Raw genomic sequence first — 16,222 nt, 5'->3', positions numbered from 1 at the left:
GCATGAAGATCCTGTGCGCCAACTGGCAAGCCGCCGACGAGGCAGAACTCGAACGCGAACGCTATCCCGACATCGAGTTCATCCTCGCCCGCTCGACCAACGGCAAGGCAGCTGAGCTCGATCCGGCCATCTGCGAAGCGGTCGACGCCGTCATCAACTATTCGCCCACCCACAATGTCGCCGCTGCTCCGACAGCGTTTCCCAGGGCGCGCATCGCGGTGCGCTCCGGCGTCGGCTTCGACAACATCGACACGGTGGGCTGGGGCGCGCGCAAAATTCCGGCCTGCAATGTTCCGGACTACGGCACGACAGAGGTCGCCGACCATGCCATCGGCCTGATGCTGGCGCTGACGCGCGGCACGTCGGCCTATGGACCCGAGCTTTCCGACAAGGGCGCCGAAGGCTGGCATTTCTCCAAGGCGCCGCTGGTGCGCCGGCACAAGGGCGCCACCTTCGGCATTGTCGGCCTCGGCCGCATCGGGCTGGCCACAGCGCGCCGTGCCGCGGCCTTCGACATGAAGGTGGTGTTTTACGACCCGCATCTTCTGTCAGGCGTCGATCTGTCGACCGGCTACGAGCGTGTCCATTCGCTGGCCGAACTGATGGGGCGATCGGACGTGGTCAGCGTCCACGCACCGTTGAGCGAGGAGACCCGCAAGCTGCTCGGCGCTTCTGTCTTCGCCACCGCCAGGCCTGGCCTTGTGCTGATCAACACCGCTCGCGGGCCGATCGTCGACCTCGACGCGCTAGAGGCGGCAATGCGCGGCGGCACCGTCGCTGGCGCGGGGCTGGATGTGCTGCCGAACGAACCCGGCGATCTCGATCATCCGCTGCTGGCAGCATGGCGTCGCCGCGAGCCGTGGATCGCCAACCGGCTGATCGTCACCCCGCACGCCGCCTTCTACAGCCCGGCATCGATGCGCGATCTCCGGCTGAAATCGATCGAAGTCGTACACACCTACCTCGCGCAGGGACGGCTCACCAACTGCGTCAATGCCGAGTATCTGAAATGAACATAGCGGTGGCGCAGACGCGGCGGCTGGCCGTTTCGCCCTACGCGCGCCGTCTGGCGCGCGAGCGTGCTCTCCCGCTTGAAGTCCTTCGGGGCAGCGGTCCGGGCGGCCGCATCCTGGCCGTCGACGTGCTTGGCTTCGTCCCGTTAGCCGAGCCCGTCAACCCGCCGACTGTCGCCGCCGCCCCTTCCGTCGCCGCGCCCCGCATCGCCGCCTTTGCCGCATCAATCGCGCTCGGCACTCTGAAAGAGCTGCTGGCTGTGCTGGAGAGCGCGGGGAAAACCTTTGACATCGACGATATCCTGCTGCGCGCGGCGGGACGTGCCTTCGCTGAAACCCCCGAGATCGCCAAGGTCGCCGGCGCGCCTGTGGCGTTGGAACCGGCGGGCCGGCAAGCGGTGTTCGCCACGGTTCCGGAGATGCCCCTGACGTCGCTGCGCGCATCGAGGCTTGCGGCACTGGCTGACAACCGCGACGACACGGAAAGACCGGCCGCACTGTCCTTGTGGCTTCTCCCGGCAGGCGACATCCGGCCGGTGATGATGCCGCTCCTGTTAGGCCGCGCCATGCGCTTGACCGTCTCAGTCAACGCGGCAGGCGATCACGCCGAATGCTTGCTGACAGCGGATACGGCAAGCGTTGACGAGGCGGCAGTGGCCGCGTGGCTCATCGCCTTGAAGTCCACGATCGAACACCCGCTTCGGCTCTTCGTCTGAGATGGTTGATCATCTCGGCGTTCAGTCCTTGACTTTAGGCATGTCGTTATCCCAAAAACCGGATCCACTTTTGGGCGACATGCAATAGCCTCAGGCGATGGAAGCTATTATAAAAGCTTCGACACAGGCGCGACGAGGCTCATGGACCATTCCGTTCCCACCATCGACAGTCTTCCCAGGCGCACGCTCGGCCGCTCGAACGGCCCGCTCTATCGCCAGCTCGCCGACATCCTGCGCGAGCCGATCGGCAACGGCACCTTTCCCGTCGGTGGCGAACTGCCGAAGGAAGCGACCATAGCCGAGCATTTCGGCGTCAGCCTGATCACCGTGCGACAGGCCTTGCGCGATCTCGAGGCCGATGGACTGATCAGGAAACGCTCGGCCAAGCCGGCGGTGGTCGCGGCGCGCAGCCCTTCGGTCAATCTGAGCTGGAAGTTCAAGAATTTTGCCGACATGGCGGCCTTCACGAAGGACGCTGAGCTGACGGTGAAATCCTACCGCAAGGAAGTGTCTCCCGTGCTCCAGCGCCATTTCGGCATGGGCAAGGACGAGGCCGGCTATTGCCTGCGCAGTGTGCTGTCGATCGGAGAACAGAGGAAGGCGCAGATCACCACCTATTTCCCGCCCGACATCGGCGCCCGACTGAAGCGGGAAGACTTTTCCGATGTGCTGATCTTCCGCTCGGTGCAAAAACATCTCGGCCTGCGGCTCGATGTGGCCCATGTCACGGTGCGCGCCGAGATCGCCGACGAGGCTGTCGCCGCCGACCTCGGTGTTGCGCTCGGCAGCCCGGTGCTGACGGTGGAGATGCTCTATCAGTCGGCGGACCAGCGCAGCATCGAATTCTCCGTCGCCCGCCACCCCGCCGATATCTTCAGCATCACCTACGACGCGCCGAACGACCTGTCCTGAAGCGTACCCGACCAGCATTTTCTAATGCTGGTCGCATAGACAGGCCTATAAAATTATAATAGCATGATAGCTAGGCTGAAGTGCCGGCTATGGGAGGAGTCGCAAGGGAGGAGATCCTGCGAAATTCCGCTCGCGAACGCAGCCTCGGTGGAAGCTCGGTCAAAATTGACATCCGAATTTGGTACCGGTATCAATTTGCAGTCTTCACCCGATCAAGATGGCGCAATCCATCGCCGGTTGGGCAGGAAACCAGTGGGAGGAGACCATGACATTGAGGAGCCTGTGCGCCAGCTTCGTGGCGCTTGCCGGGTTCGTAGCCGCCGTTGGGGCGACACCCGGCCATACCGAAGACAAGAAGCCCTACCTCATCTATCTCTCGAACAATTTCGTCGGCAATGACTGGCGCCAGCAGATGGAGCGCGTCGCCAATGTCGCGGTCAACAAAGGGCCGCTCAAGGGCCGTGTCGACCTCAAGGTCGAGAATGCCGAGAATACGGTTCAGGCGCAGATCAATTCGCTGAACAACATCATCCGGCAGAAACCAGCCGCGATCCTCATCGACGCGTCGTCGGCGGAAGCGCTCAATCCGACCATCAAGAAAGCCTGCGACGCCGGCATCATCGTCGTCAGCTTCGACCAGACCGTGTCGGCTGATTGCGCCTACAAGCTGCACTCCGATTTCGATATCATGGCCAACAACCAGGCCGAATGGATGGCATCCATCCTCGGCGGCAAGGGCAAGGTCTTCATGGATCGCGGTCTCGCAGGCGCGCCGATTTCCGAGCAGTTCGAGAAGAACTTCGGCGCCGTGCTGAAGAAATATCCCGATATTCAAATCGTCGGTTATTTCAACGGCAATTATGCCGCCGGGCCAGAACAGGAAGGTGTTGCCAGCCTGCTTGCCGCCCATCCGGAAGTCGACGGCATCTTCTCGCAGGGCTACGGCACCGGCGCCATCAAGGCGTTGCAGAATGCCGATCGTCCCTTGGTGCCGATCGTCGCCGCCGCCTTCAACGGCACCGGCGTCACCTGCGCTGAGACCAAGGGCGCGAAATGCTGGCTGGGCGCCAATCCGCCGTCCCTTTCAGCCGAGGCGATAAAGCTCGCGGTCGACATACTCGACACTGGCAAGAAGCCGGCCGACACGACCGTGCTGTTCAACTCACCCGGCCTGACCACCGATATGGTCGATGCCAAATACGCCCCGAATTCCTCGGCGGTGAAGATTGAACTTGGCAAGACGGTGTTTGCCGATCTGGCGCCGGGCCTGTCCCTGCCGGTCACGCCCAGCTGGGTCGAGATCACCCCCAAGGAGGCGTCGGGCAACTGAGCTGGCCAACGCCGTGCGCCGATGGCCGGCGCCGATATTCGAAAAGAAACGGGAGGAGAAAATCATGAAATCGTTGAGCCGTAACATCGGTCTTGCAGCCCTCGCCACCGCCATGATGGCAATCGGCATGCATGCCGGCCACGCCGAGGACAAGAAGCCCTACACCATCTATCTCTCGAACAATTTCGTCGGCAACGACTGGCGCCAGCAGATGGAGCGTGTCGCCACCGTGTCTGTGAACAAGGGGCCGCTGAAGGGCCGCGTCGACCTGAAGATCGAGAATGTCGAGAACACCGTCCAGGCGCAGATCAATTCGCTGAACAACATCGTCCGCCAGAAGCCCGACGCCATCCTTGTCGATGCCGGTTCGGATTCGGCGTTGAACCCGACCATCAAGAAGGCCTGCGACGCCGGCATCGTCGTCATCAGCTTCGACCAGGTGGTGACCGAGCCCTGCGCTTTCGCCGTCGCCTCCGACTGGGACCGCATTCCCTCGGTGATGGCCGAATGGATGGCCACGCAGCTCGGCGGCAAGGGCAACATCATCCTCGACCGGGGCCTGGCCGGCGCGCCGATCTCTGCGCAGCTTCAGCAGGGCTATGAGAAGGTGCTGGCCAAATATCCCGACATCAAGGTCGTCGGCTACTACAACGGCAACTATGCGCTTGGACCGGAACAGTCGGGCGTCGCGGCCCTGCTTGCCGCCAATCCCAAGATCGACGGCATCATGACGCAAGGCTACGGCTCGGGCGCCATCCAGGCGCTGAAGGATGCCGGGCGGCCGATCGTCCCGGTCGTCGGCTTCTCCTACAATGTCGCGGCTCTCACCTGTGCGCAGACGCAAGGTGCGAAATGCATCCTCGGCTCCAACCCGGCCTATCTGTCGTCGGAAGCCATCAAGCTGGCGGTCGACATTCTCGACACCGGCAAGAAGCCAGCCGAACGCTCCGTTTCGGTCAAGGGTGACTTCGTCACCACCGATCCCTTCGAGTCCAAGCTCTACCCGGGCACCAAGATGATCAAGATCGCGGTCGGCGAAAACGCCTTCCCCGATCAGGCGCCCGGCCTGACGCTGCCGATCACGCCCGACTGGGTCGAGATCACCGCCGCCGAAGCCGCCGGCACCAAATAAGATCCGTACCACGACCCTGTCTCCCGGCATCGCAAGATGTCGGGAGAGCTTTTCGAGAGTAACCTCATGGACCTCGTCACCGTCACAGGCCTGTCCAAACGCTATGGCGGCATCGTTGCGCTGAGCGAGGCGACATTCAGCGCGCGCGCCGGCGAAGTGCACGCTTTGCTGGGCGAGAATGGCGCGGGAAAGAGCACCTTCATCCAGATCCTGTCCGGCGCGGTGAAGCACGATGGCGGCTCGATCCTGGTCCACGGCAGGGATTATCGCCCGGCCAATCCGGATGCTGCCCAGGCGCGCGGTATCGCCGCCGTCTTCCAGGAGCTGTCGCTGATCCCCGATCTCAGCGTCGAACAGAACATCTGGTTCCGACACGAGCCAAGAACAATGCTGCGGACCGTCAACCGTGCGGAGATGCGCCGCAAGACGCTGGCGTTGCTCGACAAATACAATTTTCCGCCACTTCGTCCCGACCAGGAATTGCGGCGGCTGACACTGGCGGAACGGCAGATCGTCGAAATCGCCAAGGGGCTGGCCAAGGACCCGCGCATCCTCATCCTCGATGAGGCGACGTCGGCGCTGCCCGCGCGCGAAGCCGAGTGGTTGCTCAACCTCACCCGGCAACTGGCCGCGGAGGGCCGGCTGGTCATCTTCATTTCGCATCGCATGGCCGAGGTGCGCGCCATCGCCGACCGGCTGACCATTTTTCGTAATGGCAGCACCATCGCGGTGCACGAGGCCAATGCGGTGTCGGACAACGAGATCGTCACCCAGATGATCGGCCGGCACCTAGACCGGCTCTATCCCGAGCGCGTAGCCACCGCGACCGATCGCATCGCGCTCAAGGTCAAGGGGTTTTCCAGCGGCAGCCGGCTCTCCGGTGTTGACCTTGCCTTGCGCGAGGGCGAGGTGCTCGGGGTCGGCGGCCTGCAGGGCCACGGCCAGCGCGAGCTGTTCCAGGCGCTGTTTGGAGCGACCAAGGCCAGCGGCGCCATCGAGCTGTGGGGCAAACCCGTCTCGATCAACAATCCGCGCCAGGCCCTGACCGGCAAGGACGGCATCGCGCTGGTGCCGGAGGATCGACGCGGCCAGGGCCTGCTTCTGACCAAGAGCGTGCGCGAGAACCTCACCCTGTCCGTCATCAAGCGCTTCACGGAAAACGGCTTTCTAAGCCGGCAAAAGGAGGCGGCGCTGGTCAAGGAGATGGTCGACTTCCTGCACATCAAGGCCGGCACCTCAGAGCAGCTTGCCGGCACCTTGTCCGGCGGCAACCAGCAGAAGGTGATCTTCGGCAAGATGCTGTTGACGCAAGCGCGCGTGCTCCTGCTCTACGACCCGACGCGCGGCGTCGATGTCGGCACGAAGGGCGAGATATTCCAACTGATGCGTGATCTCGCGGCCAAGGGCTACGCGATCCTGTTCCATTCCAGCGACATGCCGGAACTCGTCCACGTCGCCGACCGCGTGCTGGTGATGCGCAACGGCCGTGTCGCCGCGACGCTCGAAGGCGACCGCATCTCGGAGGCGGGCATTTTGCGCGCCGCCATGCTTGAAAGCGAGGCTGCTTGAGGCATGGTGATGTCCGTCGCTGAGAGACCTGTGGAAATGGCGCAAAGGCCTGCTGAAATGAATCAAGCCGCGCCGGGCATCGATTGGCGTGGCCGCGTGCTCGACCGCGCGCCGTTCCTGGTCGCTTGCCTGATGCTGGCCTTGATCGTCGCCATCTATGGCAGCTTGCAGTCCGGCGTCTTTTCGCTGGATGAACTCAACCTCGATACGGCCGCGGCAATGACGCTGATGCTGGCGGCGACCGGCCAGACCATCGTGCTGGTGCGCGGCGGCATCGACCTGTCGATCGGCGGCATGATCAGCCTCGGCACGGTGATCGCGGCAACGCGCTTCACCGATGATCCATCGACCACGGCGCTCGGGATGCTGATCATCCTGGCGCTTGGCTTCCTGATCGGTGCGCTCAACGGCCTTTTGATCTCGCTGCTCAAGCTGCAGCCCTTCCTGGTGACGCTCGCCACTTGGTCGATCCTCAACGGTGTCGCCATGATCATCCTGCCGACGGATGGCGGCAGCGTTCCCGCCTGGTGGGTCAGCTTCGCCTCCGCACAACTCATCGGCCTGACCAGCCCGGTCTGGATGCTTCTGGCACTTCTGCTGTTCTGGTGGTGGTTCCGCGCGACGCGGGTCGGCATCGCCATCCAGGCGACCGGCTCCAACGAGAAATCGGCCTTCCTGTCGGGGGTCTCGATCACCCGCGTCAACCTCATCACCTACGGCCTCTCCGGCCTGTTCGCGGCGGGCGCTGCCCTCTTCCTGGTGACGCAGACCGGCGCCGGATCGCCGACCATCGGCAAGGACTACATCCTGCCTTCGGTGGCGGCGGCGGTGATCGGCGGCGTCAGCCTGTTCGGCGGCCGGGGCCATCTCGCCGGCACGCTGATCGGCGCCTTCGTGCTCACCCTGATCGGCAACCTGGTCTTCGTCCTGCATGTGTCGAGCTACTGGCAGCCGGTCGCTTCCGGCGTTATCCTGCTGCTCTCAGTGCTGGCCAGTTCCGTCGCCGAAAAGGCCGCAAGGAGCCGCGTCCAATGAGCGCCTTCCTCGCCCGCAACCGGCTCATCGTGCTCGCCTATGCCGGCATGGTGGTGCTGCTGCTGGTCACGGCGCTGTTCTCGCCGGGCTTCCTCTCGGTTTCCAACATGCGCTCGACGATCGTGTTGGCCGCCTTTGTCGGCATCGTCGCGCTTGGCCAGACCGTCGTCATCATCGGCGGCGGCATCGACCTGTCGGTGCCCTGGGTGCTCAATTCGGCGGCCATCGTCATGGCGCTGCTGTGCGGCGGCCAGGACCTGCCGCTGGCCTGGGTCATGCCGCTGCTGCTTGCCGGTGGTGCCTTCATCGGGCTGATCAACGGCGTCGGCGTCGCCCGGTTCGGCGTGCCGCCGATCATCATGACGCTGGCCACCAATGTCATCCTGCAAGGCCTGATCCTGGTGCTGACCGGCGGCTCGCCGACACCCTCGGCGCCTGCCTTGATCCAGTTCCTGTCTGTCGGGCGCGTCAGTGGCTTCCCGGTCATCGCGGTGATCTGGCTGGCCTTGACGCTGGTGGCGACCCTGCTGCTCTCCAAGGCGGCGTTCGGCCGCCATCTCTATGCGCTCGGCACCAGCGCCACGGTGGCCGAATTCTCCGGCGTGCCGACGGCGCGCACCACCATCCTGACCTATGTGATCTCCGGCCTCACCGCCGCCTTCGCCGGCATGCTTCTGACCGGCTATTCCGGCCAGGCCTATCTCGGCATGGGCGACGCCTATCTGTTCACCTCGATCGCGGCGGTCGCCATCGGCGGTGCCTCGATCCTCGGCGGCAGCGGGCATTATCTGGGCACCGTCGCCGGTGCCATGGTGCTCACCATCCTGACCGGCCTTTTGCCGGCGCTGAACCTGTCGAGCGGTGCGCTGCTCATCGTCTATGGCGCGGTGATCCTGCTCACCGTGTCGATCGGCAGCGAAACCTTTGCCGGTCTCGGCGGCAAGCTGCGCGGAAAAGAGGGCTGACCATGGTCGAAATCACCTGTGTCGTCGATGCCAGGGCTGAACTCGGCGAAGGCACGCTGTGGGACCCGAAGGCCGGCGTGCTCTGGTGGATCGACATCTGGAAGAAGCTGATCCACCGCTATGACCCCGCGACGGGCAAGGACGAGGTCTTCGAGACTGCCGAATATCTCGGCTGCCTTGGCCTGCGCGAGAAGGGCGGCCTGGTGCTGACCATGACCGACGGCTTCCATTTCTTCGACCCGGCAACCGGCAAATTCGAGGCGATCGTCGATCCGGAAGCGCATATGCCGAAGACCCGCTTCAATGATGGCAAGCCGGACCGCCAGGGTCGCTTCTGGTCGGGCTCGATGTTCGAGGTGCCGGGCCAGCCGATCGAATTCATCGGCGCGCTCTACCGGCTCGATCCCGACCTTTCGGTGCACAAGATGATCGACGGCATCGGCTGCTCCAATGGCCTGGCCTGGAGCCCGGATTCGAAGACGATGTATTTCTCCGACAGCCATGCCGGCGCCGTCTGGTCCTATGATTTCGACCCCGCCACCGGCGACATCGAAAACCGCCGCACCTTCATCGACATGACGGCGACCGGCGGCGTCGCCGATGGCGCCACGGTTGATGCCGAGGGCTGTTACTGGGTGACCATCCCGGTGACCAGCAAGGTCTGCCGCTACGATCCTGATGGCGAGCTGATGGAGACGGTGGTTCTGCCGACCGACCTGCCGACCTGCTGCGAATTCGGCGGCAAGGATCTCGACATCCTCTATGTCACGTCGGCCGTGCTCAGGCGTCCAGCCAGCCATTTCGTCGGCCAGAAGAATCCGGGTGGATTGTTCGCGCTCGACGTCGGCGTCAAGGGCCTGACCCTGCCGGCTTTCAAGGGCTGACTCAAACAGCCGACATGACCAGCGGCTTCTCGACCTTACGGGTCATACCGGTGGCGAAACGACGCTCGAGATAGCCGGCATAAAGCGACAGCGGCCAGCACAAAGCAAAGTAGATCAGCGACACCGTGCCGAACACCATCACTGGCTGGAAGGTGACGGTGTTGACCTGCGTGGCGGCGCGGGCGAGTTCGGTCAGCCCGATCAGCGAGGCGATGGACGTCGTCTTGACGATCTGCACCATGAAGCCGACGGTCGGCGGCAGCATCAGCCTTATTGCCTGCGGGATGATCACCAGCCGCAGTGTCCTGACAAAGCGGAAGCCGAGCGCTGTCGCGGCTTCCCATTGTCCACGGGGGATCGCCTCGATGGCGCCGCGAAAGATCTCGCCGAAGAAAGCGCCGCCGTTGAGCGAGAAGGTCACGGCGGCGGCCACCCACGGGTCCGGCCGGTAGCCGAGGAAGGATGCGCCGTAGTAGGCCATGAACAGCTGGATCAGGATCGGCGTGCCCATGAAGAACTGGATGTAGCCGGCGGCCAGCCAGCGCAGCGGCCGCGTCGGCGCCACGCGGATCGCCGCCACCACGAGGCCGATCAGGCCGCCGCCGGCAAAGGCGACCAGCGCAAGCAGGATCGTCCAGCGTGTCGCCAAGAGCAGGAACATCAGCTCGTTGGGGCCGAAATCGCGCAGGCTCATCGCTCAGGCCTTCCAGCGGAACATGAGCTTGCCTATGCCGGCGAAGAGCAGGCTGGCGGCCTGCACCAGTACGAAATAGATGATGGCGATGATGATGTAGACCTCGAAGCTGCGGAAGGTCTGCATGACCAGGTTGTTGGCGACCGCCGTCAGTTCCTCCGCCGCGATGGCGCCGACGATCGAGGTGCCCATGATCTGCAGGATGAATTGCGCCGACAGCGACGGGTAGACAGCGCGCGCCGCCGGCACCAGCACGACATGGCGGATGATGCGGTAGCGGCCGAGGCCGAGCGATTTGGCGGCCTCGATCTGTTCCCCCGGAATGGCTTCTATGCCGGCGCGTAATATCTCCGTCGCATAGGCGCCGAGATGGATCGACAGCGCGACGATAGCGGCCGTGTTGCTGGACAATTTGAAGCCGAACAACGGCAGCGAGAAGAACACGAAATAGAGCTGGATCAACAGCGGCGTGTTGCGGATCAGCTCGACATAACAGGCGATCGGCCACGACAAAAAGCGCGGGCCGAAGCTGCGGCCGACGGCGCCGAGGACGCCTATGGCGGTGCCAAACAGGATCGACATTACAGCCAGCTGGATAGTCTTCTCCAGGCCGCGCAGCAACAGGTCGAGATGGACAAGGATCGGGCCGAATTGCAGGGCGGTTTGCATGGGCATCCCGTCACGAGGTCAGGGAAGCGGGGCCGATGCAACAACGGCCCCGCCCGGACTGGCAATGGATGGGTCAGAATACCGGCAGAACAGGGAGTGGCTGATTGCGGTATTTCACCGACAGCGCGTCCAGCGTGCCGTCGGTCTTCATGGTGAACAGCCAGGTGTTGATCCACTGGCGCAGATTGTCGTTGCCCTTGGCGACGCCAATGCCGAAATAGAAGGTCTTCAGCACGTATTTCTGTTCGAAGGCGTCGCCATTCTGCGCCTTCTTCAGGTAGATCTCGCCATAGTCGCCGCCGCCCATGGCGTCGATCTGGCCGGACACCATCGCCTGCAGCAGCGAGGAGTAGTCATCGAAGCGCAGGATCTCGATGCCTGGGTTGGCTTCTGCGGCCTTGGTCAGCAGACCGTCCTCGCCGGTGCCGCGTGTCAGGCCGACCTTCTTGCCGACCAGGTCTGCGACGCCCTTGATGCTGCTGCTCTTCGGCGCGATCACCACGGCCGACTGTCCGGCATAGGGGATGGAATAATCGATCTGGATGGCGCGCGCCGGCGTGATCGAGAAGATCGAGATCACCGCGTCGACCTGCTTGGTCAGCAGCGCCGGAATGCGGCCCGGAGAGGTGACGGTAACGAATTCGACGGGTACGCCGAGCGCTTCGCCCATCTTGTTGGCGACCTCGATATCGAAACCGGTCGGCTTCAGGTTGGCGTCGAGAAAGCCGTAGGGCGGTGTCGTGGTGTCGATGGCGACGACCAGCTTGCCGCGCGAAATGATCTCGTCGACCGATTGCGCCGAGGCGATGGATGGCAGCAGCGCTGATAGCGCCAGTACGATGCCGGCGAGCAAAGCGCCGGCCCCTCCCAGGAAAGTCCGCATGTTTTCCTCCCGTGCTTTTTGACAGCGCCTTGGGTCGGCGTCGCTCGCGCGGGACGCAAGCCGCGCGACGACGTAAAACAGGATCGACATTTCGCTCGCTGATTTCCCTTGCAAACCGGGGATCCAGCGCTCCTCCGCGAGTTATAATGGTATGCTATTATAATATTAAGTGCCTGTCCATGCACGCGCCCGCAGGAAGTTTTTAGATAGGGAGGCGCCAGTGCCAGTGCCTCGCACCGAGTGTATCGTGACAAGGGATGATGACCGGTCCGCGTAGCGGCTGGCGCTTTTTTCAGCCTGCCCGGCACGACGCCTGCGACGAGATCAAGCACGATCTGTCAGGCAAGGCCGCCGCCATCGCCCGCGAGTGGTTTACCGCCATCTCACGCCGACCGCGAGCGCCGCGCAATCTCGCACGGCGCCTTCGATGTGATGGCCTGGCCGCAGGCCATCACTGGATCAGCCGGCCTGGGCCGGAGCCTATCCGGCAAGGAAACGCATGCCGCCGCTACCGATTGGTTCCACGTGCCGCGCGGCGGACGCTTTGCAACAGGATGGCGAGGCAGCCCACCAGCAGCAAGGCGCCGCCGAGCAGCGGCGGCAGCGCCAGCAGCTTCACCGCCGCCGCGATGATGGCCACCAGGAGCAGGGCCAGCAGCGCCAGACTGCCATCGTCGACAAACATGCCGAAGAATTCCTTGGCAATAAGACGAATGACGTTCATCGGGCGAGCCCTCCAGCGGATGCGGGATAGGCGCTGCGCAGCCCGCGCACCATGGCAAAGGACGCCAGCGCGACGATGGCGAAAATGGCGAGCAAGGCGAGATCGGCGCCCGGCCAGTCGGCGCCGATGCCTTCGCCGGTCCAGAAGATACCGAAGCTGGTCAGCATCAGCCCGACCACGAATTTGAGCGCATTCTCCGGCACCCGCGCCAGCGGCCTGTGTACCGCGAGGCCGATAAGCACGACCAGGACGAACGCCGCCAGCGCGCCCAGGCTTGCGTAGAGCGTCTGTCCATGGGCCGCACCGACAGCAATGACGATGAACACAACCTCGACGCCCTCCAGCAGCACCGCCTTGAAGGACGCCAGCCCGGCGAGATAGTCGGCGCGGCGGTCGTTGGCCAGCTGGTGCAAGGCGGCGGTCTCCTTGGAGAAGGCCGCCGCCTCGTCATGCAGGGCGATGACGCCGACGCTGCGCAGGATGGCCTTTCGCAGCCAGCGCATGCCGAACAGGATCAGCAGCACGCCGACGACGAACTGCAGCGTGGTGATGGGTATCAGCGCCAGCAGCGGGCCAAACGCCAGCACCAGTGCCGCCAGCACCGCCAGTGCCAGTGCGGCACCGGTCAGGGCCGGGCGCCAGCTCCGCGTCACTCCTACAGCAAGCACGATGGTGAAGGCTTCGACGACCTCGACGACAGACGCCAGGAATGCCGCTGTTATCGTCGAAAGGATGGGTGTCAGACTATGCATGAAGGCTTCCTGTGTTGTCTCGTTTGACCATGATCTTTTTGGAAGGTCATTTCCACCTCTCGGATCGTGGCCCAGAATCACTATGCCGTCAGCACCACACAGCGCTCCGGTGGCAGCGAAAAAGCAAGTGAGGCGCCAATCGGCGGAGCTTCGGGCCAGTCGAGCCGTACGCGCTGGGGCCCGAGATCGACCGCCAGCCGCCAGCATCGACCCTGGAAGGCGCTCGACAGAACCCTGCCTTGCAGGCGATTGCCGGGGTAGGCCTCGGCCGGGCGCGCGTCCTCGGGGCGAATGACCAGCATGCCGGCACCGGACCGGGCGCCTGGCGTGCGCACTGTTTCGGCATCGCTGTCGGCGATTGCAAACAGTTCGTCACGGACCTGCCCCCGAACGATCGAAAAGCCGCCGATGAAGCTTGCCACGAAGGAATCGGCTGGCGTCTCGTAGATCGCGCGCGGTGTATCGAACTGGACGATCTCGCCTGCCCGCATGATGGCAATGCGATCGGAGACCGCCATGGCCTCCGCCTGATCATGCGTCACATAGACGACGGTGATGGCCTCGCGGCGCACCAGCTCCATCATCTCGATGCGCATGTCCTCGCGCAGCGCCGCGTCGAGATTGCTCAGCGGCTCGTCGAACAGCATCAACGCCGGACGCGCCGCAAGGCAGCGCGCGATGGCGACACGCTGCTGCTGTCCTCCGGACAATTCGCTGGGGTAGCGGTCCCTGTAGGGGCCAAGACGAGTGACGTCGAGCGCATGGTTGAGCCGCTGGGCGATGTCCTGATCCGAAAGCCGCTGCGAGCGCAGCCCGAAGGTCAGATTGTTGGCGACCGTCATGTGCGGCCACAGCGCATAGTCCTGGAAGACCATGCCGATCCGCCGCTTCTCAGCCGCTATGATCGACTTTTCGCTCCACACGACACGCCCGTCCAGTGTGATCAGCCCTTTCTCGGGCTCGACCAGTCCGGCAATGATGCGTAGAAGCGTGGTCTTGCCTGACCCGCTGGCCCCGAGAAGGGACACCACTTCGCCAGCGTCGATCTTGAGATCGAGATCGGTCAGGACGGCGCGGCCGCCGAGCGACTTGCAAATGCCGGCACAATGCAGGGAGGCGGTCATGGCGAGGTTCCCGTTTCAGCGATTGGACTGCTGCCCGCATGGACATGCCCTGCACTTCGGCGCGGTTTGACGAACCGCTGCAGCGGGTACCAGACCAATGCCGCGCCAATGCCCGCGGCGGCCATGGCGACAAGCGCGATCGCGGATGCCAGTCCGTCCCGGTCGTGGCTGAACAGCCTCAGGATGAGCGTCGGCGCCGGCGGGCCGCTTTGGGGAATGAGCATCTGCGAGATCGGCAGTTCGAACACGGTGCGGATGAACGTCAGCAGGAAAGCCGTCACCACGCTCAGCAAGACAAGCGGCAAGGTGATTGCCAGCAATCGTCGGACTGTCCCGACGCCGTTCAGCCGCGCCGCATCCGTCAGGCTCGGCGCCAGCTGGCCGATGGCCGCAAGGATAACCACTAGGCAGTAGGGAAGCGCTGCCGCGACATAGCCCATGACCAGAAGCGACCCATTGCCGTAGTGGGGAAACGGCCAGTCGCGGAAACCGGGCAGGCGGTTCCAGACAAGGATATAGCCGAAGCCCAGCACTATGCCCGGTATCGCCACCGACCCCAGAGACAGGCCGATGACGGCGGTGCGCAGGACTGGGCTCGCGCGTTCGAGTTGCGCCGACAGGAGAAGGGCAAGCGCGCTGGCGATGACTGCCGTGAGCCCGGCATAGAAGAGGCTGCGCAGCAGGCCGTCATTGGCCTCGGTGTTCAAGCTAAGCGCTGCCACCACATTGGCCGAGGTGAAATTGCTCCAGATGAGTCCATGGCCCAGTGTTTGCGTAAGGGCGCGCGCGGCGATCGCGGTGAGCGGCAACACGAGCGCCAAGAGCGCGACGGCAAGGGCTGCGGCCATGGCAAGCCGGTGCCATTTGCCGAGATTGTAAAGCCGAGCCGGCCTGGAGCGGCCCGAAATCAGGCGTGGGTCGGCGCGGCGACGCAGCAGCCGGTCCGCCACCACGACGAGCAGGACAAGGCCAAGCAGGACGAGAGCCTGGGCGCCGGCGGCTGGAAAGTCGACGGGATATTCGCTGGCCGCCGCGTAGATGCCATAGGTCAGGACACCGAAATTCGACATCCTGGCGATGGTCGAGGCAAGCCCGAAATCGGACAACACCTCGGCGAAGGTGGCGATGAAACTCAAGGCAATGGCCGGCGCCAGCAAGGGACCGTTGATGCGCAGCCATATCCTGAGCGGAGCGGCGCCGGAAAGCCGCGCGGCATCCTCCAGTTCGCTGCCCAGTCCGGCGAGCGCGTTGCCGATGATGAAGACAGCCAGCGGAAACAGACTGAGCGTGTGAACAAACACCAGGCCGGTGAGGCCGAAAAACGACGAGCCCAGCCAGGAGGGCAGCAAGCCGAACTGCGCCAGATAACCACCGGGCGACATCAGCAGCACCCAGGCGAGCGCCTTCAGATAGGACGGCGTCAGGAAAACCAGCCACGGCACCGTTGAAATCGCTGTCCGCAGCGGGATGTCGCAGCGTTGGACCAGGACCGCGAAGGCACCGCCCAGGGCCGTCGTTGTGCAAGCGACAAGCATGCCGAGTTCGAGCGAATGCAGGACCGAGCTGGCGACATGGGCCGAGTTGAAGACGCGGGCCAAGGGCTCGAAGCTTAAAATGTTGCTGCCATCCTGCACGGCAAACAGGCCCGGCATGACTGCCTGGACCAGTACCAGGGCAAGCGGCAATCCGATCAGCAAGGCAAACACGGCGTAGATGGCAAACGGTCCAGCGCAGCGAACGAGCACCGCCCGTCCGCCTTGCAGCAGCCTTCCAGTGCCGACGCCGCGGGCAGAAGCCGCGACGTCGGTATGCTGCATGGT

At 64.0% G+C, this 16,222-nt stretch carries 16 protein-coding genes; 9 read left to right on the top strand and 7 right to left on the bottom strand.

Annotated elements, in window-relative coordinates; all coding sequences use genetic code 11:
* Positions 1 to 2: 2 nt before the first annotated feature.
* The 9 genes from ABVQ20_RS21505 to ABVQ20_RS21465 all read left to right on the top strand — a co-directional run bounded on the left by ABVQ20_RS21505 (position 3) and on the right by ABVQ20_RS21465 (position 9,556).
* On the top strand, positions 3 to 1,013 hold the full coding sequence (locus ABVQ20_RS21505) for a C-terminal binding protein (RefSeq protein ID WP_354461482.1): 1,011 nt from the start codon (positions 3 to 5) through the stop codon (positions 1,011 to 1,013).
* An 8-nt stretch (positions 1,014 to 1,021) separates the two neighbouring features.
* Positions 1,022 to 1,729, top strand: a complete 708-nt coding sequence (locus ABVQ20_RS21500; RefSeq protein WP_354461481.1) for an E3 binding domain-containing protein — start codon at positions 1,022 to 1,024, stop codon at positions 1,727 to 1,729.
* Between the two features lie 141 nt (positions 1,730 to 1,870).
* Positions 1,871 to 2,641: a GntR family transcriptional regulator gene (locus tag ABVQ20_RS21495; RefSeq protein WP_354461480.1), complete on the top strand. Its 771-nt coding sequence runs from the start codon at positions 1,871 to 1,873 to the stop codon at positions 2,639 to 2,641.
* Positions 2,642 to 2,906: 265 nt separating this feature from the next.
* A complete protein-coding gene (locus ABVQ20_RS21490) occupies positions 2,907 to 3,971 on the top strand; it encodes a substrate-binding domain-containing protein (RefSeq protein ID WP_354461479.1) in 1,065 nt (354 codons plus the stop codon).
* Positions 3,972 to 4,035: 64 nt separating this feature from the next.
* On the top strand, positions 4,036 to 5,103 hold the full coding sequence (locus tag ABVQ20_RS21485) for a substrate-binding domain-containing protein (protein ID WP_354461478.1): 1,068 nt from the start codon (positions 4,036 to 4,038) through the stop codon (positions 5,101 to 5,103).
* A gap of 66 nt (positions 5,104 to 5,169) precedes the next feature.
* Positions 5,170 to 6,672: a sugar ABC transporter ATP-binding protein gene (locus ABVQ20_RS21480; protein ID WP_354461477.1), complete on the top strand. Its 1,503-nt coding sequence runs from the start codon at positions 5,170 to 5,172 to the stop codon at positions 6,670 to 6,672.
* A gap of 57 nt (positions 6,673 to 6,729) precedes the next feature.
* Positions 6,730 to 7,707: an ABC transporter permease gene (locus tag ABVQ20_RS21475; protein ID WP_354461476.1), complete on the top strand. Its 978-nt coding sequence runs from the start codon at positions 6,730 to 6,732 to the stop codon at positions 7,705 to 7,707.
* Positions 7,704 to 8,672 carry an ABC transporter permease gene (locus tag ABVQ20_RS21470; protein WP_354461475.1) on the top strand — a complete coding sequence of 323 codons (969 nt, stop codon included), beginning with the start codon at positions 7,704 to 7,706 and terminating at the stop codon, positions 8,670 to 8,672. Before ABVQ20_RS21475 ends, ABVQ20_RS21470 begins: the two co-directional genes overlap by 4 nt.
* Before the next feature lie 2 nt (positions 8,673 to 8,674).
* The gene (locus ABVQ20_RS21465; RefSeq protein ID WP_354461474.1) at positions 8,675 to 9,556 is read left to right on the top strand and encodes an SMP-30/gluconolactonase/LRE family protein; all 882 of its coding nucleotides are present in this window, start codon (positions 8,675 to 8,677) and stop codon (positions 9,554 to 9,556) included.
* A gap of 1 nt (position 9,557) precedes the next feature.
* Here ABVQ20_RS21465 and ABVQ20_RS21460 read toward each other — a convergent pair whose 3' ends face one another.
* The 7 genes from ABVQ20_RS21460 to ABVQ20_RS21430 all read right to left on the bottom strand — a co-directional run bounded on the left by ABVQ20_RS21460 (position 9,558) and on the right by ABVQ20_RS21430 (position 16,219).
* The gene (locus ABVQ20_RS21460; RefSeq protein ID WP_354461473.1) at positions 9,558 to 10,250 is read right to left on the bottom strand and encodes an amino acid ABC transporter permease; all 693 of its coding nucleotides are present in this window, start codon (positions 10,248 to 10,250) and stop codon (positions 9,558 to 9,560) included.
* A 3-nt stretch (positions 10,251 to 10,253) separates the two neighbouring features.
* Entirely contained in the window at positions 10,254 to 10,919 is a 666-nt protein-coding gene (locus ABVQ20_RS21455) for an amino acid ABC transporter permease (protein ID WP_354461472.1), read from the bottom strand.
* 73 nt (positions 10,920 to 10,992) lie between these two features.
* Positions 10,993 to 11,802, bottom strand: a complete 810-nt coding sequence (locus ABVQ20_RS21450; protein WP_354461471.1) for a transporter substrate-binding domain-containing protein — start codon at positions 11,800 to 11,802, stop codon at positions 10,993 to 10,995.
* Positions 11,803 to 12,310: 508 nt separating this feature from the next.
* The gene (locus ABVQ20_RS21445; protein WP_354461470.1) at positions 12,311 to 12,526 is read right to left on the bottom strand and encodes a hypothetical protein; all 216 of its coding nucleotides are present in this window, start codon (positions 12,524 to 12,526) and stop codon (positions 12,311 to 12,313) included.
* Entirely contained in the window at positions 12,523 to 13,278 is a 756-nt protein-coding gene (locus tag ABVQ20_RS21440) for a COG4280 domain-containing protein (protein WP_354461469.1), read from the bottom strand. The genes ABVQ20_RS21445 and ABVQ20_RS21440 overlap by 4 nt, the downstream gene beginning before the upstream one ends.
* Positions 13,279 to 13,358: 80 nt before the next feature.
* Entirely contained in the window at positions 13,359 to 14,402 is a 1,044-nt protein-coding gene (locus ABVQ20_RS21435) for an ABC transporter ATP-binding protein (protein WP_354461468.1), read from the bottom strand.
* Complete coding sequence (locus tag ABVQ20_RS21430; protein WP_354461467.1) at positions 14,399 to 16,219, bottom strand: ABC transporter permease; 1,821 nt, start codon at positions 16,217 to 16,219, stop codon at positions 14,399 to 14,401. Before ABVQ20_RS21430 ends, ABVQ20_RS21435 begins: the two co-directional genes overlap by 4 nt.
* Positions 16,220 to 16,222: the final 3 nt, after the last annotated feature.

Source organism: Mesorhizobium shangrilense, assembly GCF_040537815.1.
Lineage (GTDB): Bacteria > Pseudomonadota > Alphaproteobacteria > Rhizobiales > Rhizobiaceae > Mesorhizobium > Mesorhizobium shangrilense.
This window is presented reverse-complemented; position numbering and strand designations above follow the sequence as displayed.